The sequence below is a fragment of the Spirillospora sp. CA-108201 genome, assembly GCF_050936235.1.
In the GTDB taxonomy this organism is placed as follows: domain Bacteria; phylum Actinomycetota; class Actinomycetes; order Streptosporangiales; family Streptosporangiaceae; genus Spirillospora.
The window spans coordinates 2835207-2853828 of the sequence record NZ_JBNJNE010000001.1 but is presented as its reverse complement, the minus strand read 5'-3'; the positions used below and the strand labels follow the sequence as shown (position 1 = coordinate 2853828).

Sequence of the window (18622 nt, the reverse complement as noted above, 5' to 3'; positions counted from 1 at the left end):
CCGGCCGCCACCGGCGGCCCGTGAAAGCGCGGCGGGGCGCCTATGGAATCATGACGCGCGTGCCGCCCCCTCCGACCGAGGCCCTGCGCCGTGCCGCCGGCTCCTTGGGCGTTCTCGACTGGATCCGCATCGCCGTGCTGGTGCTCGGCCTGGTGTTCGTCGCCACCGGCCTGCTGCCCGCCGACACGGCCCGCTCCAGCGTCGGACGGATCGCCCCCCTGCTGCTCTTCCTGTTCAGCGTCATCATCCTGGCGGAGCTGACCAAGGAGGCGGGGGTCTTCGACGCGATAGCGCAGCGGATGGCCCAGGCCGGGCGCGGCAACTACGCGGCGCTGTTCCTGCTGTGCGTGGCGTTCGCGTCGCTCACCACAGTCTTTCTCAACCTGGACACGACCGCGGTGCTGCTCACTCCGGTCATGCTGGCGCTGGCGGCGCGCGCGCGGATCGCGACCCTCCCGCTGGCCATGACGACGGTATGGCTGGCCAACACCGCGAGCCTGCTGCTCCCGGTGTCCAACCTGACCAACCTGCTCGCCGCCGACCGCGTGGCGCTGGAGACACGCGCGTTCGCGGCCCGCATGTGGGTGCCGCAACTGGCGGTCCTCGCCGTGACCATGGTTCTGCTGTGGGTGTTCTACTGGCGGCGGCGGATGCGCGGCGAGGAGACCTACGACCCGCCGGCCCCTGTTCCCGTCAAGGACCGGGTGCTGTTCTCCGCCACGGGCGCCGCGTGCCTGCTGTTCATCGGGGCGATCCTGGCGGGCGTGCACACCGGGATCCAGCTGGGCCTCGCCGCGACCGCCGCCGCCGTCGTGGCCCTGGTCGCCTTCGTGGTGCGCGACCGGTCGGTACTGCGCCCCGCGCTCATCCCCTGGCAGCTCATGGTGTTCGTCACCGGGCTTTTCCTCGTCGTCCCCACACTGGAGCGGTTCGGGCTGGACGACGCCATGCGCGCCCTGGTGGGCGACGACGGCGGCACGGTCGGAGCGGTGCGGGCGGCGTTCTCGGGGGCGGGGCTGTCGAACGTCCTCAACAACCTCCCCGCCTACGTCGCCGGGGAATCGGCCGTGCCCGCCTCGAACAAGGACCAGCTGCTCTCACTGCTCGTCGGGACCAACGTGGGGCCCGTCATCACGCCCTGGGGGTCGCTGGCCACGCTGCTGTGGTTCGAGTGGTGCCGGCGCTGGGACGTGCGCGTGCCGATGCGCACGTTCGTCCTGGCGGGAACGGTCCTGGCCGTGACGGGCTCGGCCGCCGCCGTCGGGGCCCTCCTGCTGACCGGCTGAGCCCGGCCCTTCCGGAACGGCCTCACCGGGAGAGCGGGGCGCGCCCGTCCGGCGGGTCGATCTTCGCCGTGGTCTCCAGGAGCCGGTCGAGCAGCTCGGGACGCGCCGCCACGAAACCCAGCTCGGACGCCGGGCGGTCGATGCCCAGTTCGTACGGGGCCCCGTCCAGGCGGCGCAGTTCCGCGCCCGCCTCGGCGGCCACCAGCATCCCCGCGGGCAGGTCCACGATCTCGGGCAGGTAGCCGACGATGCCGTCGATGTCGCCGCGCGCCAGCATCGTCCACGCCACCAGCGGCGCCCACAGCTGCAGCATGCGCGCGCAACGCAGCTCCAAGGCCGAGCGCATCGCGAACGCCACCGGATCGCCGGCGCCGACCTGGTGGCCCTGGGTCCAGGCCAGGAGCGGGTTCTTCTCCCGTCCCGGCCGGGGGCGGTCGGCCAGGGTCAGGGCCCTCCCGTCCGGGCCGAGAGTGCCCCGCCCGCGCACCGCCGACCAGGTCCGGCCGCTCACGGGGTCGTGCACCACGCCCAAGACCGGCTCGGCGCGCGCGCACAACGCCAGCCCGACCGCGTACACCGGCATGCCGATCGCCACGTTGTTGGTGCCGTCCAGCGGGTCGACGAGCCACACCATGTCATCGCCGGGCGCGCCGTCGAGGATCCCCGCCTCCTCGGCGATGATCCGGTGCCCCGGATACGCGGCCCGCAGCCGCCCGACGATCAGGTCCTCGGCGGCGGTGTCCAGTTCGGTCACCACGTCCCCGCCCGCGCCCTTCGGCCGCACCCCGAGGGGGCCGTCCACGCGGGCGCTGAGCAGCGCGCCCGCCGCCTCCGCCGCCTCCACCGCCACGCGGCGGGCCTCGGAAAGATCGACCGGAAGGGCCGCTGACGGGGTCGTGGGTCTCATCGGGCCTCTCCAGTGGGATCCTGCGTCCGGCTACCGGCGCGGCGAGCAGTGGGCGGCGGCGATCCTGCGGGCCGAGCGCCGCAGGGCCCGCACGGTGTCGGCGTGGTCGGAACGCGAACGGCGCACCTTGTGGCTGGGAACGTCCAGAGGGCCGAGCGACAGGTCGCCCCCGCCCGGCGTCTGCCGGCCCAGGGCGACCGTGGCGGCGTCCCGGCCGTCCTCTATCAGCGTGCTGTGGAAGACACCGGCGGGCAGGGTGTACGACTCCCCGGTCTGGTGCGTGCTGGACTTGGCCGGGGCGCAGCGGACGGCGCGACCGGTCGCTCTCAACTCGTCCAGATCGCCTTGGCTCACGACCTCGAAGACCTGCTGCGTCCCAGTGCCGGAGGCCTCGCCGACGTCCATCCGCACGTTCCGGACCGTCCCGTACAGGACGAAGCTGAGCAGGTCCCAGCTGTGGCAGTGGACCAGCGATGTGGTGGACGGCGCCGGACGCACCTCCGGTGTCCAGATGTGCAGGCACACCCCGAAGTCACCGCTGCGCTCCAGGGGAAGGCACAGGAAGCCCAGAGGGTGCCGCACCGCGGGAGGAGAGGACAGGCCCGCCGCGGCGTCGTCCAGGACTCCACCGAGGATCCGCCCCGCCCATGCCGGCAGCGTCCGCGCCGCGGTACCGGCGTGGATCTCCTCACGGATCTCCTCGTACCTCACTCCGGCCGCCTCACCCTTCGGTCACTCGTAGGGGTCCTTGGCCCGCAGGGCCTTTCTTATGATCTCGATGACGTCGCGGTCGGTATAGCCCTGCGCGAGGTCGATTCCGATGACCTCGAAGAGCTTGCGCGCTTCCTCCACGGTCGGCTCGTCGTCCAGGGGAGCGAGCCTGGCCTGCTCGACCGGGACGCGCCGCGCCTGGTCGAGGCTGGTCTGCAGCTCCGCGCTCACCCAGCTGTAGTAGAACTTGGCGCTGTCGATGACCAGGGCCTCGCCGCGCGGGTCGTCACGGGTGACCACGACGCGCGAGGAGGCGAGGTCGTAGCGCAGCGTCGTCATCGTCTGCGCGAGGCCGATGTCGATGTCGAGCATCGCGAACCGCTGCTTGTGCCAGCACGCCGCCAGGAGCGTGGCGTACGCCTCCTTGCGGGTGCGCTCCAGCGTCCACGGCTCGCCCGTGGCGTCCGGGCCGTCCGACACCGAGCGGCGGTGGCGCGCGTACGCCTCGCACACCTCCACGTTCGTCGGGTCGAGGATCTCCAGGCGGAACAGCAGCGTCCGCCGCTCCCGGCGCGCGGCCGCCACGCACTCGGGCAGCGTGCGCGCGCGGATGTAGGTGCCCGTCCCGCCCTTGAAGAACCACCGGTCGGTGTCGCGGCGGGCCTCCGCCAGGACCTGCGCCACCTGCGCGCCGCTGATGACCCGCACGACCGTGGTCTCGTCCAGCGCGCGCTTGGTGTCGGCCAGGACGCCCTCGAAGCTCTCGATGTGGGTCAGCTTCGCGTCGAGCTCACCGAGCGTGGCCGACGAGGCGCGCAGCGTGTCGCGCACCTCCGCCTCGACCGGGATGCGCCGCCCGCGGTCGCGCAGCACCGACGTCGCCAGCAGACCGATCACCGCGAGGATCCCGCTGTTGGTGATTTCGGTCTCGTTCGGCAGGTTCACCCCGAGTCCGAGCACCGCCACGACGATCGCCAGCACCAGCGCGATCACTGCGTCGGCGTTCTTCCCGAACCAGTTGCCGAATCGGGCCATTGCGCGGTTTCCCCGTCCTTGTCGGCGCCGGGGCGCTCGGGGACGCTGAGGGGCGCCCCCACGAACGGCACGGCCGGCGCGGTCATCGTAACCACAGCGTCCATTCGCTGGAAAAGCCCTGCAGGTGGGGGCTTCGCTCACGGGTGCGACAGGCTCCCGCCCGGGCGCTATAGGCTCATCGCCATGCGCGTACGGGGATGGTGGTCGGGGGCATGGCCCACCCGGCGTTCCCGTGCCTTCGACATCGTGATCGCCGTGTCGCTGGCGGTCGGCGACGGCGCCTTCCTGTGGTTCGCCGACCAGAAGTTCTGGCTGCCGCCCCCCGTCGTCTCCGCCTGCAGCGTCGTGCTCGGCCTGGCCCTGATCGTGCGGCGCTCCCACCCGGTGGGGCTGGCCGTGTTCGCGGTGGTGTTCGGCACCGTCATGGGCGCCGGAGCGTTCAGCACCCTCATCGTCCTGTACTCGCTCGCCGCCTACACCGCGTCCCGCCGCACCGTGGTGGTCGTCGCGGTCGCCGGCTACGTCGCCAACCTGGTCTTCCCCGCCCCGACCGCGGCCACGGAGTCCTTCCTCGCACAGTCGATCTTCGGGATCGCGTTCGTCGGCGTGCCCGTCCTGCTGGGCCTCTACATGGGGGCGCGCAAGCAGCTCCTGGCCTCGCTCCAGGAACGCGCCGCCAGACTCGAACGAGAGCAGCACCTGCTCGCAGAGCGCGCGCGGGGGGAGGAACGCACCCGCATCGCGCGGGAGATGCACGACGTGGTCGCCAACCGCATCAGCGTGATGGTCGTCCACGCGGGCGCGCTGAAGGCGATCGCCGTCCGCGACCCGGCACGGGCCGCCGAGACCGCCTCGGTCATCGGCGACATGGGGCGGCAGGCGCTGGAGGAGCTCCGCCACGTCGTCGGGGTGCTCAGGCAGGGGGAGGAGGCCCTCCCGCAGCAGATCGTGACGCTCGCCCACCTCCGCGAGCTGGTCGGCCAGTCCGGCGCCGCGGGCCTGCGCGTGGACCTCACGATCCGCGGCGAGGAGCGCCCCATGCCCGCCGCCGTCGGGCGGACGGTCTACCGGCTCGTGCAGGAGGCCCTCACCAACGTCCACAAGCACGCCGGGGCGGCCGACACCCGCGTTGACCTCGGCCTTCTCCCGGAGGCCATCGAGGTGGAGATCGCCAACGAGTCGCCCACCGCCGGGCCCGAGCACCGGCTGCCCTCCGGCGGGAACGGCCTGGTCGGGCTGCGCGAGCGCGTCACCGCCCTCGGCGGCAGCTTCGACGCCGGCCCCCGCGGCGGCGGCTACGCCGTCCGGGCCCGGCTCCCGCTGCCCGTCTCCTGAGCGCGGCGGCGGGCGGCCGCGGAATGTCGGAGCCCCTGCCTACAGTTGGGAGAGCAGGGGAGAACGCCGGATCCAGGGGAGTGTCGATGCGCCCAGTCACGGACCTGCGGCGCCGCGTGGCGCCGTTCGAGGTCGTCACCGAGATGACGCCGTCGGGCGACCAGCCGCAGGCGATCGCCGAGCTCGCCGCCCGCGTCTCGGGCGGCGAGAAGGACGCCGTCCTGCTCGGCGCGACGGGCACCGGCAAGACCGCCACGATCGCCTGGCTGGTGGAGAAGCTGCAGAGGCCGGTCCTGGTCATGCAGCCGAACAAGACCCTCGCCGCCCAGTTCGCGAACGAGCTGCGCGAGATGCTGCCGAACAACGCCGTCGAGTACTTCGTGTCGTACTACGACTACTACCAGCCCGAGGCGTACATCCCGCAGACCGACACCTACATCGAGAAGGACTCCTCGATCAACGACGAGGTCGACCGGCTGCGGCACTCGGCGACCAACTCGCTGCTCACCCGCCGCGACACCGTCGTCGTCGCGTCCGTGTCCTGCATCTACGGCCTCGGCACCCCGCAGGAGTACGTCGACCGGATGGTCCGGCTCCACGTCGGCCAGGAGATCGACCGCGACGACCTGCTCCGGCAGCTCGTCGGCATGCAGTACACCCGCAACGACCTCGCCTTCACCCGCGGCACGTTCCGCGTCCGCGGCGACACCGTCGAGATCATCCCGCAGTACGAGGAGCTCGCGGTCCGGATCGAGATGTTCGGCGACGAGATCGAGAAGCTCGCCACCCTGCACCCCCTCACCGGCGAGCTGATCACCGAGGACGAGGAGCTGTACGTCTTCCCCGCCTCCCACTACGTCGCCGGCCCCGAGCGCATGGAGCGGGCCATCGGCCAGATCGAGGCCGAGCTGGAGGAGACCCTCGCCGTGATGGAGCGGCAGGGCAAGATGCTGGAGGCGCAGCGCCTGCGCATGCGCACCACCTACGACATCGAGATGATGCGGCAGGTCGGCACCTGCTCCGGCATCGAGAACTACTCCCGGCACATCGACGGCCGCGGCCCCGGCACCGCCCCCAACACCCTCCTCGACTACTTCCCCGAAGACTTCCTCCTCGTCGTCGACGAGTCCCACCAGACGGTCCCGCAGATCGGCGCCATGTACGAGGGCGACGCGTCCCGCAAGCGGATGCTCGTCGAGCACGGGTTCCGGCTGCCGTCCGCCATGGACAACCGCCCGCTGAAGTGGGAGGAGTTCCTCGAACGGATCGGCCAGACCGTCTACCTGTCGGCGACGCCCGGCCCCTACGAGATGAACCGCGTGAAGGGCGACGTCGTCGAGCAGGTCATCCGCCCCACCGGCCTCATCGACCCGGAGATCGTCGTCAAGCCGACCAAGGGCCAGATCGACGACCTCATCCACGAGATCCGCGAGCGCACCGAGCGCGACGAGCGCGTCCTGGTCACCACCCTCACCAAGAAGATGGCCGAGGACCTCACCGACTACCTGCTCGAACTCGGCATCCAGGTCCGCTACCTGCACAGCGAGGTCGACACCCTGCGCCGCATCGAGCTGCTGCGCGAGCTGCGCGCCGGCGACTTCGACGTCCTCGTCGGCATCAACCTGCTCCGCGAGGGCCTCGACCTGCCCGAGGTCTCCCTCGTGGCGATCCTGGACGCCGACAAGGAGGGCTTCCTGCGCTCCGAGACGTCCCTCATCCAGACGATCGGCCGCGCGGCCCGGAACGTGTCGGGCCAGGTCCACATGTACGCCGACACGGTCACCCCGTCCATGGAGCGGGCGATCGACGAGACCACCCGGCGCCGCGCCAAGCAGCGCGCCTACAACGAGGAGCACGGCATCGAGCCGCAGGCGCTGCGCAAGCGCATCGCCGACATCCTCGACTCCCTCGCCCGCGAGGACGCCGACACCGAGACCCTGATCGGCGGCGCCGGCCGCCAGCAGAGCCGCGGCAAGGCGCCCGTCCCCGGCCTCGCCTCCCGCACCAGGGAGGCCGGCCGCCACGCCGCCGACCTGGTCGGCGAGCGCCCCCGCGAGGAGCTGGAGGGCCTCATCGAGCAGATGACCGACCAGATGCACCAGGCCGCCACCGACCTGCAGTTCGAACTCGCCGCCCGCCTCCGCGACGAGATCAAGGAACTCAAGCGCGAACTCCGCGACATGAAGGAGGCCGGCGTCAGGTAGCCCGTCCCGGCCATCAGCACCCGACACCACCGAACGCGACCCTGCCGTGCCGCTGCGCCCCGCCACAAGGCGACACCGGGGCGCAGCGGCACCGACCACACGACGGCGCCGAGCCGCGCGGTGGTGCCGGGGTCAGGGGAAGGCGAGGATGGTCCGGTCTTCGACCGGGCGGTAGCCGAGGCGGTGGTAGAGGCTGTTGCTGGTCGGGTTGGCGAGGTCGGTGAACAGGACGACCTCCTCGGCGCCCGCGTCCTGGGCGGCGCGGGTGACGGCGGCGGTCACCCCGGCCCCGTAGCCGCGGCGGCGGTGCTCGGCCGGGGTGTACACGGGCGCCACCCGCACCGTTCCCGCGACCGCCGGGGTCCGTCCCGCCATCGCCACCGGGCGGCCGCCCGCCTCCCACAGCATGATGCCGCGCTCGGCGAGCCGGCCGTCGACCACCGCCGGATTCGGGTCCCCGCCGGAGGCGTCCCGGTGGAACGCCGCGTACCAGTCGTGCACGAGCTCCCGGTCTCCCGCGTCCGCGATCCGCGCGGCGCCGTCCGGCGGCGGGTCCGGCATGTCGAGCCCCGCCAGCCGGTGGAGCCGCTCCCGTCGCGCCACGTGGGCCGCCATCCCGGTCCGGCGGGTCCATGCCTCCGCGAACCCCTCGGCTACCTCCGGCGTCCCGTTGACCCCCGGGACGCTCGCCTCCCGCTCGGCCAAGGCTCCTGCCAGCTCCGGCGCCGCAGGCCCCGGCATCGCGCTCAGCAGGACCGGGTACGCCCCCGTCCACACGCAGGTTCCCGCCACGCCGCCGTCCGCCGTCCACCAGCCGAACAACGCCCTCGGGTAGGGGCCCGGGCCCTGCGTTCGGATGGCCCTGGTCACGGTCAGCGGCACGGTGTTGGCGACGGGATCGGCGCGCAGGAACGCCTCCGCGCGCGCCAGGAACTCTTCGACATCGTCGGTCAGCTTCCAGGCCATGCCCCAGAATGCCCACGGCCGCATCCCGGTCGCAGCCCATTTACGGTGCGCTCAGCCGCGGCTGAGGATGGGTGTCGTCTCCGCCGAGGGGGACTGGTGACGGGCCACGTTTCGGCTGCGGTCTGTCTGCTGTGGGCTCCGGTTGGGGTCTGGGGGTCGTCTTCGCCGCAGGCGCCGGGGCGGGGACGCGTTGGAGGCAGGGTTTGCGGCGTGTCTAGTGGGCTTGGGCTGGGCGGTGTCTTCGCCTAAGGCAGTAGGCGTTCTCGACGGTCTGTCCGCGCATCCGGCGGACCATCGCGGTTGCGTTGCTCAGCATGTTCGTCCCTTCGTGCGGCTGCCTGCGGGCCGGTGAAGGGCCCGCGCCCCGGGGGAACCTCCCTGTCGCGCGTGATCCGGCGCCCCTCCGGGAGGGAGCGGACGACCTGCCGGCGGAGGCCGCTCGCACCGGGCGCGGGTGTCCGATCTCTGGCGGGACGGGTCGGTAGCGTGTCGGGCATGGAGGACTCGGTGGGCGATCGGATGCTGGGGTGCCTGTTCGGCGGGGCGGTGGGGGAGGCGCTCGGACGTCCCGTGGAAGGGCTGTCGCTCGCCGAGATCCGCGCCGCGTACGGGCCCGCGGGCGTGACGGGCCTGCCGAGGCGCGCGGAGATCGGGGAGGCGACGCAGCTGGCCCTGCTCACCGCGCAGGCGGGCGTCCAGGCGTCCATCCGGGCCCGGGCGAGGGGGATCGGCGGCGCGTACCTCGGGCTGGTGCAGGCGAACTACCTCGCGTGGCTGGCCGCTCAGGGCGAGCCCGTGCCCGAGCAGGATCTGCAGGTGAGCGGTCCGGCGCTGCGCGATCCGGCGGTGACGGCGAGGCGCGGCGCCGGCCGCACCACGCTCGCCGCGCTGCGCGTGGCGGCGGCGCGCGGCAAGCCGGGGTGGCCGCTCGGCACGGTGGACGAGCCCGTCAACGACTCCAAGGGCTGCGCCGGGACGGTCCGGGCCGCGCCGTGCGGCTTCGGGTATCCCGATCCCGGGGCCGTCTTCACCCGCGGGCAGGGCGCGGCGGCGCTCACGCACGGCCACCCGTCAGGGCGCCTGCCCGCGGGCACGCTCGCCGTGGCGGTGTCGGCGCTCGTCCACGGCGCCGCCCTCGTGGACGCGCTGGGGCACGCCATGGCGGAGCTGCGCAGGCACGCGGGGCATGAGGAGACGGCGGCGGCGTTGGAGGAGGCGCTGGCGCTGGCGCTGCCGCGCGGCGGGCCGGCGCCCGAGCGGCTGGAGCGCCTCGGCGGAGGGTTCACCGGCCCGGAGGCCCTCGCCGTCGGCGTCCACGCCGCGCTGGCCGCGGAGGCGGCGGGCGGCTGGCCGCTGGAGATCGTCCCGCGCGGGATGCTGATGGCGGTCAACCACTCCGGCGACAGCGACTCCACCGGTGCCGTCTGCGGGAGCCTCCTCGGCGCCCGGTACGGCTCCCGGGCGGTTCCCGAGCACTGGCGCGCGGGCGTCGAGGCCGCCGGCGTCGTCGCCGTCCTCGCCGAGGGGAGCGCGATCGAGTTCGGTCCGAACCCGCCCGCCGACTCCTACGGCGAGCCGCCGATGGACTGGCACCTGCGTTTCTACGCCTGACCGGGGACCGGTTAATGAGGGGACGGTGTCCCGGGGAGCGCCTACGATCGCGGCATGGAGCATGAGGTCCGGACGGCGCGGGGCGGGGACCTGCCGGGGCTGGCGGAGATCGAGAACTCGGGCGACGCGATGTTCCGCGAGATCGGGATCGTGTTCCCGCCCGGTCCGACCGTGGTCGAGCAGATGATCGGCAAGGACGCCGAGATCGTGGTGGCCGGCGACCCTCCGGTCGGGTTCGCCGCCGTCGAGGAGGTGGACGGGGCCGCGCACCTGGAGCAGATCTCGGTGCGGGGCGACCTGGTGGGGCGGGGGATCGGCGTCCTGCTCCTGGAGGAGGTCAAGGCGCGGGCCGCCGCGGCCGGGCGGCCCGGGGTCAGCCTGCTGACGTTCCGGGACGTCCCGTGGAACGGCCCCTGGTACGCCCGGCACGGGTTCGCGGAGCTGCCGCCGGAGCGGTGGGGGCCGGGGCTCAGGTCCTCCTGGGACGCCGAGATCGAGGCGGGCCTGCACGGACTGGGGCCGCGGCTCACCATGTGGGCGCCGCTCGGACGCCCCAGTTAAAGATCTACAATGTAAAGGCGGGAACCCGGGGCGCCCGGCGGACGTCTGGCCCATGGACGTCTGGCGCGTGGACGAAGGAGAACGATGATCAGCCCGGTCGCGTGGGTGCGGGGCCGTCTCGGCGAGCGGGGGGCTGCGCTCGCGCTGCTGGCGCTGCTGCTGGCGCTGGCGGTCGTGCCGCTCGTGGCGATGCCGGCGGCGCGGTGCGAGGCGTTCGGGAGCGGATGCCGCCCTCGGGATCCCGGGCAGCGCGCCGACCCGGCCGCCACGGCCGCCCGGACGGTCACCCCGGTCGAGGTGGCGACGCGGGGCGCCTATGTCGCGCTGGGGGACTCCTACTCGGCCGGCGTCGGGGCGGAGGCGACCGTGGGCGACCAGAACCCGCTCGACCGGTGCCACCGGACGTCCAAGGCGTACTACCACGAGGTCTCGCGGGCGTTCCGCTTCGCGAAGGGCACCGCGTTCTGGGCGTGCTCCGGCGCGACCACCGACGACGTGATGGACGGGCGGGGCGGCGAACCCCCGCAGATCGGCCGCGTCGGACGGGACACCAGCCTGATCACCCTCAGCATCGGCGGCAACGACGTCGGCTTCTCGCGGGTCCTCGCCGGCTGCGTGGTCAAGCTGCCGTGGGGGCGGGGCTGCTCCGCGCAGGGCGAGGAGATCGCCCGGCGCATGGCCGAGCTCCGGCGGAGCCTGCCCGCCCTGCTGGCCGAGATCACCGCGAGGGCGCCCGAGGCGCGGGTGATCGTGATGTCCTACCCCAAGGCGTTCTCCGAGGTCAGCGACGTGGGCGGGGACAACATCACCTTGGCGGACCAGCGCTGGCTGAACGCGCGGGCCTACGAGCTGGGCGGGGTGATCCGCCAGTCGGTGATGGAGGCCGACGCGCGCAAGGCAGCCGGGCGCCGGCGCGGCAGCGTCGAGTTCGCGGACGCCTTCAGCGCGTTCGCCGGGCACGAGGTGGGCAGCAGCGACGCCTACATGAACGGCCTGACCCTGAACCTCGCGGCGCTGGAGGCGGAGCCGCGCAGCTACCACCCGACGGTCGCCGGGCAGCAGGCGCTCGCCCGGCTCTTCGTCGACCAGATCAACAAGGGCCCGGGCCGCGCGCTCTCCTGACCGCGCCGTCCGATCTCGCCGCGACCGGTGAGAGCGGTCCCGGAACAGGGCACGACTGTCCCAGGGGTACCGCGATGGCCATCACGATCGCGCTCGCCGGAGACACGATGCTCGGACGCGGGGTGGGGCAGGAGATCGACGCGTCCGGTCCGCACGGCCTGTTCTCCGACGGGGTGCGCGAGGTCTTCCACCAGGCCGACCTCGCCCTGGTGAACCTGGAGTGCTGCGTGTCCGGGCGCGGGCGGCGATGGGACGCGCCCGGCAAGCCCTTCCACTTCCGCGCGCCGCCGGCCGCGGCCGAGGCCCTCGCCGACCTCGGCGTGGACTGCGTGACGCTCGCCAACAACCACGCCCTGGACTACGGACCGGACGCGCTGGCGGACACGCTCGACATCCTCGGGCGGGCGGGCATCCGGACCGTCGGCGCGGGCGAGGACCTGGAGCGCGCTCGGGAGCCCGCCGTCCTGGAGGCCGGGGGAGTACGGGTCGCGGTCCTCGGCGTCACCGACCATCCGGCCGACTTCGCCGCCGGGGCGGGCCGCCCCGGCGTCGCCTACGCCGACCTGGAGGGCGGTGTCCCCGGCCCGCTGCTGGGGGAGATCCGGCGGCTCCGCGGCGGGCACGACGCCGTGCTGGTCATGCCGCACTGGGGGCCGAACATGATCCCGGCGCCGCTGCCCTACGTGCGACGCGCGGCGGGGAGCATGGTGGACGCGGGCGCGACGCTCGTGGCCGGGAGTTCCGCGCACGTCTTCCACGCCGTGGCGTGGCCGGTCGTCTTCGACATGGGCGACTTCGTCGACGACTACGCGGTCGACGCGCTGCTGCGCAACGATCTCGGCCTGCTGTTCCTGGTGACGCTGGACGCGGCCGGGCCGTCCCGCGTCGAGGCGGTGCCGATCCGGCTCGGCTTCTGCCGCACGCGCCTGGCCGACGGCGCCGACCGCGCCTGGATCATCGACCGGTTCGCCAAGGCCTGCGCCGCCTTCGACACGCCGGTGACGGTCCGGGACGGCCGGCTCGTCATCGAACGGCTCTAGGCGGGGTCAGCGCAGCACGGCCGCGACGACGCCGGTCACCGTCCTGCGGACGGCCTCGTCGCCTGGAGGGGCGGCGGTCCGGTCCGCGAACAGCAGGTGGCCGGCGCCGACCAGGGTGGGGGCGAGCAGGTCGACCTCGGCGTCCGCCGCGATCCGGCCGAGGCCGCGCTCGGCGGCGAGGTAGGAGGCGATCATCTCCACGGCCTCCGTCAGCACCGGCACGCCGGCCGGCCAGGTCCGCCGCAGCCGGGCGCGCAGCTCGTCCCGGAACGTGATGAGGGGGACGATCGCGACGGCGACCGACGCGAACACGGCCCCCAGCGCGCCGCTGAGGTTGCCGACGACGGTCCCGGTGCCGGCGGCGTCGCGCAGGGCGGCGGCCTCGGCGTCCATCCGGTGCACGCGGTCCAGCACGAAGTCGGCGAGGAAGGCGTCGAAGTCGGCGAAGTGACGGTGCAGGACGCCCTTGGCGCAGCCCGCCTCCTCGGTGACCGCCCGGCTGGTCAGCGCGCTCGGCCCGTCCCGCAGCAGGACGCGCTCGGCGGCGTCGAACAGCTGCCCGCGCACGTCGCGCATGGCGACCCCTGTCGGCACGTCGGGTCCTCCTTGACGAGTGGGCAAGCGCCCATTCATAGTGGGCGCATGCCCACTGTATCGAACGGTCCTTCCCCCGAGCCGCATCGCGCCCGCGCGGTGGCGGAGTCCTTCGGCGCGGACGCCGAGCGCTACGACCGCGTCCGGCCCCGCTATCCCGACGCCCTCGTGGAGCGCGTCGTCGCCGCCACCCCCGGGCCGGACGTCCTCGACGTCGGCTGCGGCACCGGCATCGAGGCCCGCCAGTTCCAGGCCGCCGGCTGCGCCGTGCTCGGCGTCGAGCCCGACGCGCGGATGGCGGCCTTCGCGCGGCGCGGCGGGCTGGAGGTCGAGGAGGCGACGTTCGAGGCCTGGGATCCCGCCGGCCGGGACTTCGACGCCGTGATCGCCGGGACGGCCTGGCACTGGGTGGACCCGGTCGCCGGAGCGGCCAAGGCGGCGCGGGTGCTGCGGCCGGGCGGCCGGCTGGCGGCGTTCTGGCACGTGTTCCAGCTGCCGCCCACCGTGGCGGAGGCCCTCGCCGCCGTGTACCGGCGCGTGGTGCCCGACTCGCCGTTCAACCTCCAGGCGGAGCGGCCGGCCATGGACGTCTACCAGATGATGTTCGCCAAGGCCGCGGACGGGATCCGGGGCGCGGCGGGCTTCGGCGAGCCGGAGCAGTGGCGGTTCGACTGGGAGCACACCTACACCCGCGACGAGTGGCTCGACCAGATGCCCACACACGGCACGCTCACCGGGCTCGCGGACCCCGAGCGGGCGCACGTGCTGGACGGCGTCGGCGAGGCCGTCGACGCCATGGGAGGCGCCTTCACCATGCCCTACGCCACCATGGTCGTCACCGCGGCGCGTGAGAACGGCCGGCGGTGACGCGCCGCGCTGCCGACCGGACCCGGGGGCCGGTCAGGTCGGCGGCGCCGGGTTGACGGCGCGCCGGGTGTCGATCCCGGCGGCGTTGCGGGGGTCTCTGCCCGGCAGGTGGACCTCGTACCGGGTCGCCTCCGCGCGGTACAGGCGCAGCGGGGCGTCGCCGCTGAGCTCGTCCGGCCGGAAGGCGACGGCGCCCGGGTCGACCTGGGGGAACGCCTCGGCGCAGCACCGCGGCAGCTCCTCGTCGGGCACGGCGGAGGCCACGGCGTCGATGTAGACGGCGCGGCCGTGCCCGACCTCCGCGGTCGAGTCGTAGACGACGACGGCGATCTCCGGGCGCGCGGCGATGTTGCCCGAGTGCCGCGCGTCCGGGGAGGACACCCAGTACAGCGTGCGGTAGCCGGCGTGCGTGAAGTACACCGGCGACAGGCGGGGCCGTCGATCGGCTTCGGCCGTGCCCAGGGTCATGTAGCGGTTCTCGTCGATGACGGTCCGCGCCAAGGCGTCCAGATTCGCTGGCAGGCTCATGGTGGAGAAGTGTGGCCCATGGGGCTGACATCCGGGCGGCGGCGGACCCCCTCCGGACCGCCGGCCTGGATCTCCGTCCTTCCATCGTCTATCGTCGATGAACGATGGATGCCGAGAAGGGGCCGCTGGACCGGCTCACCGCCGCCGAGTACGCCTCCTGGTTCAGGGCGCTGGCCGATCCCACCCGGATACAGATCGTCTCGCTGCTGGCACGCCGGGACCGCCCGATGACCGTCGGCGAGATCGTGAAGGCGGTGGAGGTCGGCCAGTCGACCGTCTCGGCCCATCTGAGGGTGCTGGCCGGGGTCCGGTTCGTGCTGGCCGAGCGGCGGGGGACCGCCGCCTTCTACCGCGTCAACGACGCCTGCGTCGGCTGCTTCCCGTCCGCCGCCGACGTCGTCATGGGCAGGCCCGCCCCCGCCCTGCCCGCCGGTACGCGGGAGGGACGGCCGTGACCGCCTCCGAGGCCGCCGGAGTCGCCGTCCGGGCCATGCGCCCGGAGGACGCCGGGCGAGTGCTGGCGATCTACCAGGACGGACTGGACACCGGCGAGGCCGGCTTCGAGACGAGCGCCCCCAGTTGGGAGAGGTTCGACGCCGCGAGGCTGGACCGCCACAGGTACGTGGCCGTCGACGCAGCCGGGGGCCCGCCGGGGGACGTGCTCGGCTGGATCGCCGCCAGTTCCGTGTCCGACCGCTGCTGCTACAGCGGCGTGGTCGAGCACAGCGTGTACGTCTGCCCCCGGGCCCGGGGCCGGGGCGTCGGTTCCGCCCTGCTGGCCGCCTTCATCGCCTCCACCGAGGCCGACGGCATCTGGACGATCCAATCGGGCGTCTTCCCCGAGAACGCCTCCAGCCTGCGGCTGCACGCCAAGGCCGGGTTCCGCGCCGTGGGCGTCCGCGAACGCCTCGGCCGCCTGCACGGCCGCTGGCGCGACGTCGTCCTCCTCGAACGCCGCAGTCCCCGCGTGCCTTAGCGGCCGGCGTCAGCGCGGGCAGGGCTCCAGGCCGGGCACGCGCCGCATGCCGTTGAGGCGCCCGCAGATCGGCGTGGAGACCGGCTCGCCGTCCCTCATCGTCACCTTGATCATGGTGATGCCGCGGGTGCCGGGGCCGCCCCGCTCGTGGCCCTCGCCCTCGAAGGCGATGGTCCCCGTGGCGCCCTCCAGTCCGGACAGGTGCGGCAGTTCCTGGAGGACGGAGCCGGAGGTGACGGTCCGGCTGCCGGTCACCGCGCCCGCCGGGTCCCGGGCGGGGGAGAGGGCGTCGTAGGCGTTCTGGGCGGCTTCTCCCAGGGCGAGGGCGGCGTCGTAGGCGAGGGCCATCTGGCCGTTCACGAGGAGCGGCTCGTCGGGGCGGACGCGCGGGGCCCCGATGTGCAGGACGTTGCGGGCCAGCAGGAAGAAGCCGTTGGTCTGGTCGCGGTCGCCGGCGATCAGGAACGGCAGGTGGACGAACGCGGTGTGGTAGACGACGGTGTTCTCCGGCAGCGGGACGTCGTGGGGGCCGGTGCCGAAGCGGGACTTGGTCACGTCGTCGCCCGCGAGCAGGACGAGGCGGCGGCGGGTGCAGCCGCCCTGGATGAGGCCGTCGCGCAGGCCGCGCAGGTCCTCGGAGCGCCCGGCGAAGTAGACGAGGCGGTAGGAGGCGGCCTTGCAGGCGGCCTTCACGGCGCGGGCGACGTCCTCGGCGCCGGTGTACTCCACGCGGTCCGCCGCGCGGGGGCGCAGGACCCGGATGACGTCGGCGGCGATCTCGCGGCTGTAGGCGTCCCTGGACGGTCCCGGGGTCCGGTGGACGATCATCGCGCGGGTGATCGGGCGGTCCCGGAACTCGGCGCGGACGGCGGCGCGGGTCGCGGCGGCCTCGTCGTAGTCGGTGGCGGCGAGGCCGTAGTAGTGCTTGAGCCGGGGCAGCTCGTCGGAGGAGTTGACGGTGTCGACGACGGCCAGGCCGGCGCCGGTGAGCCGTTCGATCGCGGACCTGGACGGCTCGGTGTTGCGGCCGAAGCCGGTGACGCCGGCGAGGGTCGGGTCGCGGCGCGCGAGATCCAGGATCCGGTCGGCGGTCTCGTCGGAGAACGCCATGTTCTGACCCGTGTTCGCCGGTAACAGGCGGATCTTGAGGGGGTTGCCGACCTCGCCGGGGCCGCCGGCCCCGTTGTTGCGCCGCTGCGCGAGGTAGGCGCCCGCGAGCTCGTGGACGCTGCTGACGGTCACCTCGCTCTGGCCGGGGCTCGCGGTGAAGATCCCCACGTAGACGAGCGTCACGTAGGGGTCGCCCGAGGCCGCGACGCGGGTGTTCTCCCGGTCGATGCGGCGCTGGAGGTCGGCGAGGGTGAGCCGCGGCCCGGTGTTGCCGGCGGACGGGGGATGCCGGTCGCCGTCCATGCCGATGCTGTCGGCGCCGCGCTCGAACCGGACGCCGTGCGTGGAGACGCCGACGCACTCGCGGCTGCCGTCGGTGTTGGTGTGCAGCCTGGTGTCGCCGTTCCAGCTCATGGGCAACCCGACGCTGCAGTAGGCGGAGCGCAGGTTCAGCTGCGCGTAGGTCACCGCGAACACGCACACCAGGACGGCGGCGACGAGGGCGCGCCACGACCACAGCCACGTCCAGCGGGGGCGGCGCCGGACGGCGAAGTCGCCGGCGGGGCGCTGCGCGGCGGGGTCGCCGGAGACGGGGATGCGCAGCAGGTAGGGCAGCCGGACGGACTCGCTCGGCCCCTGGGCGGTGCCGAGCGAGGACCGCCAGTGCTCGTAGCGGTCCATGGCGTCGCCGCCCGCGGGCGCCGGGCCGCCGAGCTCGTTCCGGGCGGCGGCGTCGACGGACGCGACGACCAGCAGCGGATGGAACTCGCTGCGGCGCGCCCGGATGTCGCTGATCGCCGACAGCACGGCGAGGCCGCCGTTGCGGCGTCCGGGACGCGACAGGAACACCACGGGCGGCGCGGGCCGCTTGAAGCCGCGCAGGCTCGGCGCGAGTCGCCGGTACTGGTCGCGGATGTCCTCCAGCAGCGCGAACGTCTTGATCTGGAGCAGGAACCGGGCGGCGTCCGGCTTGGCGAGCCGCTCGGACACCCGGTGCAGGCGGCCCTCGAAGCCGAGGTCGTCGCCGCTCTCGTCCAGGACGGCGAAGAACGACGTGCGGGCGAACCAGCGGTAGCGGCCGCCGAACCCGGCGCGCGACAGCACGGGCAGCCAGATCCGCCGCGTGGACAGCGCGGCGGCGGCCACCAGCACGACGGCGAGGACGGCGGCGGCGGTGGCCAGGATGCGGCTCGGCGTCTGCTCGGCGATGCCGCCGGCGAGCACCGCGATGAGGGCGACGATGGACGCGCCGATGCCGGGCCACCAGGCGGGGGCGCGCAGCGGGGCGCCCTGCCAGCGGAACAGCCCGGCGCGCTCGTTCCAGCGGTCGACGGTCGCGACGGGGGAGCGGCGGTACGGGGGCGGGGCGAGGGAGCCGTCCGGCCCCGGCTCGGCGGCGGCGGCCTGGACGGTCCGGATCAGGTCGGAGCGGGGGAAGCGCAGCAGGCCGAACTGGGACCGGGTGTGCCGCCACGTCAGCGGCTGGGACATGGTGTCGACGAGCGCGATCGCGGCGGCCTCGTCGCCGGCGCCCGCGAGCTCCGGGCAGATCGCGGACAGCCCCATCTCGCCCGCGAGGCGCTTCAGCTCCTCCAGGTGCTCGTCCGGGTCGTCCCGGTCGCCGGCCGGTTCCAGGACGGTGACCGGGTACGGGCGCGAGTCCAGCCGCCAGGGCAGGCGCCCGGTCATCCAGTCGAAGAGCGCGAAGAGCCCGCGCCCGGAGTCGGCGGGTCGGGGGTTGCCCACGGCGGCCTTCCCTGACGGCGGGG

Annotated in this window: 17 protein-coding genes; 10 read left to right on the top strand and 7 right to left on the bottom strand. The window is 73.9% G+C overall.

The genetic code is table 11. The annotated features are described in order from the left end of the window. The first annotated feature begins 59 nt into the window (after nt 1–59). Nucleotides 60–1286, top strand: coding sequence for an ArsB/NhaD family transporter (locus ACQEU6_RS13945; protein ID WP_499332053.1), 1227 nt, complete (start codon nt 60–62; stop codon nt 1284–1286). A 22-nt stretch (nt 1287–1308) separates the two neighbouring features. Here ACQEU6_RS13945 and ACQEU6_RS13940 read toward each other — a convergent pair whose 3' ends face one another. From ACQEU6_RS13940 to ACQEU6_RS13930, 3 genes are read right to left on the bottom strand one after another with little or no spacing between them, the layout of a single operon-like run. Next, nucleotides 1309–2193: an inositol monophosphatase family protein gene (locus tag ACQEU6_RS13940; RefSeq protein WP_499332051.1), complete on the bottom strand. Its 885-nt coding sequence runs from the start codon at nt 2191–2193 to the stop codon at nt 1309–1311. Between the two features lie 30 nt (nt 2194–2223). Then, the gene (locus tag ACQEU6_RS13935; protein WP_499332049.1) at nt 2224–2904 is read right to left on the bottom strand and encodes an RNA-binding protein; all 681 of its coding nucleotides are present in this window, start codon (nt 2902–2904) and stop codon (nt 2224–2226) included. Nucleotides 2905–2925: 21 nt separating this feature from the next. Beyond that, nucleotides 2926–3939, bottom strand: coding sequence for a hypothetical protein (locus ACQEU6_RS13930; protein ID WP_499332047.1), 1014 nt, complete (start codon nt 3937–3939; stop codon nt 2926–2928). Nucleotides 3940–4122: 183 nt separating this feature from the next. Here ACQEU6_RS13930 and ACQEU6_RS13925 point away from each other — a divergent pair, with 183 nt between their 5' ends. Further along, nucleotides 4123–5274 (top strand): sensor histidine kinase, encoded by a 1152-nt coding sequence (locus tag ACQEU6_RS13925; RefSeq protein ID WP_499332045.1) that lies wholly within the window; start codon nt 4123–4125, stop codon nt 5272–5274. Between the two features lie 86 nt (nt 5275–5360). Next, nucleotides 5361–7478: an excinuclease ABC subunit UvrB gene (gene uvrB, locus ACQEU6_RS13920; RefSeq protein WP_499332043.1), complete on the top strand. Its 2118-nt coding sequence runs from the start codon at nt 5361–5363 to the stop codon at nt 7476–7478. Between the two features lie 132 nt (nt 7479–7610). Here uvrB and ACQEU6_RS13915 read toward each other — a convergent pair whose 3' ends face one another. Next, the gene (locus tag ACQEU6_RS13915; RefSeq protein WP_499332041.1) at nt 7611–8444 is read right to left on the bottom strand and encodes a GNAT family N-acetyltransferase; all 834 of its coding nucleotides are present in this window, start codon (nt 8442–8444) and stop codon (nt 7611–7613) included. A gap of 495 nt (nt 8445–8939) precedes the next feature. Between ACQEU6_RS13915 and ACQEU6_RS13910 the strand changes: the two genes are divergently transcribed. From ACQEU6_RS13910 to ACQEU6_RS13895, 4 genes are all read left to right on the top strand, one after another. Beyond that, nucleotides 8940–10055, top strand: a complete 1116-nt coding sequence (locus ACQEU6_RS13910) for an ADP-ribosylglycohydrolase family protein (RefSeq protein WP_499332040.1) — start codon at nt 8940–8942, stop codon at nt 10053–10055. A gap of 54 nt (nt 10056–10109) precedes the next feature. Then, on the top strand, nt 10110–10616 hold the full coding sequence (locus ACQEU6_RS13905; RefSeq protein ID WP_499332039.1) for a GNAT family N-acetyltransferase: 507 nt from the start codon (nt 10110–10112) through the stop codon (nt 10614–10616). Nucleotides 10617–10700: 84 nt separating this feature from the next. Then, nucleotides 10701–11738 carry an SGNH/GDSL hydrolase family protein gene (locus tag ACQEU6_RS13900; RefSeq protein WP_499332037.1) on the top strand — a complete coding sequence of 346 codons (1038 nt, stop codon included), beginning with the start codon at nt 10701–10703 and terminating at the stop codon, nt 11736–11738. 74 nt (nt 11739–11812) lie between these two features. Then, nucleotides 11813–12778, top strand: a complete 966-nt coding sequence (locus tag ACQEU6_RS13895) for a CapA family protein (RefSeq protein WP_499332036.1) — start codon at nt 11813–11815, stop codon at nt 12776–12778. Nucleotides 12779–12784: 6 nt separating this feature from the next. Here ACQEU6_RS13895 and ACQEU6_RS13890 read toward each other — a convergent pair whose 3' ends face one another. After that, nucleotides 12785–13372: a TetR/AcrR family transcriptional regulator gene (locus ACQEU6_RS13890; RefSeq protein WP_499332034.1), complete on the bottom strand. Its 588-nt coding sequence runs from the start codon at nt 13370–13372 to the stop codon at nt 12785–12787. Between the two features lie 48 nt (nt 13373–13420). On the opposite strand from ACQEU6_RS13890, the gene ACQEU6_RS13885 reads away from it, so the two are divergent. After that, a complete protein-coding gene (locus ACQEU6_RS13885) occupies nt 13421–14239 on the top strand; it encodes a class I SAM-dependent methyltransferase (RefSeq protein WP_499332032.1) in 819 nt (272 codons plus the stop codon). Nucleotides 14240–14272: 33 nt separating this feature from the next. On the opposite strand, the gene ACQEU6_RS13880 is transcribed toward ACQEU6_RS13885, so the two are convergent. Beyond that, entirely contained in the window at nt 14273–14767 is a 495-nt protein-coding gene (locus ACQEU6_RS13880; RefSeq protein ID WP_499332031.1) for a pyridoxamine 5'-phosphate oxidase family protein, read from the bottom strand. A gap of 104 nt (nt 14768–14871) precedes the next feature. Between ACQEU6_RS13880 and ACQEU6_RS13875 the strand changes: the two genes are divergently transcribed. Together ACQEU6_RS13875 and ACQEU6_RS13870 are read left to right on the top strand one after the other, a co-directional pair. Then, complete coding sequence (locus ACQEU6_RS13875) at nt 14872–15222, top strand: ArsR/SmtB family transcription factor (RefSeq protein WP_499332029.1); 351 nt, start codon at nt 14872–14874, stop codon at nt 15220–15222. Further along, complete coding sequence (locus ACQEU6_RS13870) at nt 15219–15743, top strand: GNAT family N-acetyltransferase (RefSeq protein WP_499332028.1); 525 nt, start codon at nt 15219–15221, stop codon at nt 15741–15743. The genes ACQEU6_RS13875 and ACQEU6_RS13870 overlap by 4 nt, the downstream gene beginning before the upstream one ends. A gap of 9 nt (nt 15744–15752) precedes the next feature. Here the strand turns inward: ACQEU6_RS13870 and ACQEU6_RS13865 are convergent, their stop codons facing one another. Next, entirely contained in the window at nt 15753–18599 is a 2847-nt protein-coding gene (locus ACQEU6_RS13865) for a hypothetical protein (RefSeq protein WP_499332026.1), read from the bottom strand. Nucleotides 18600–18622: the final 23 nt, after the last annotated feature.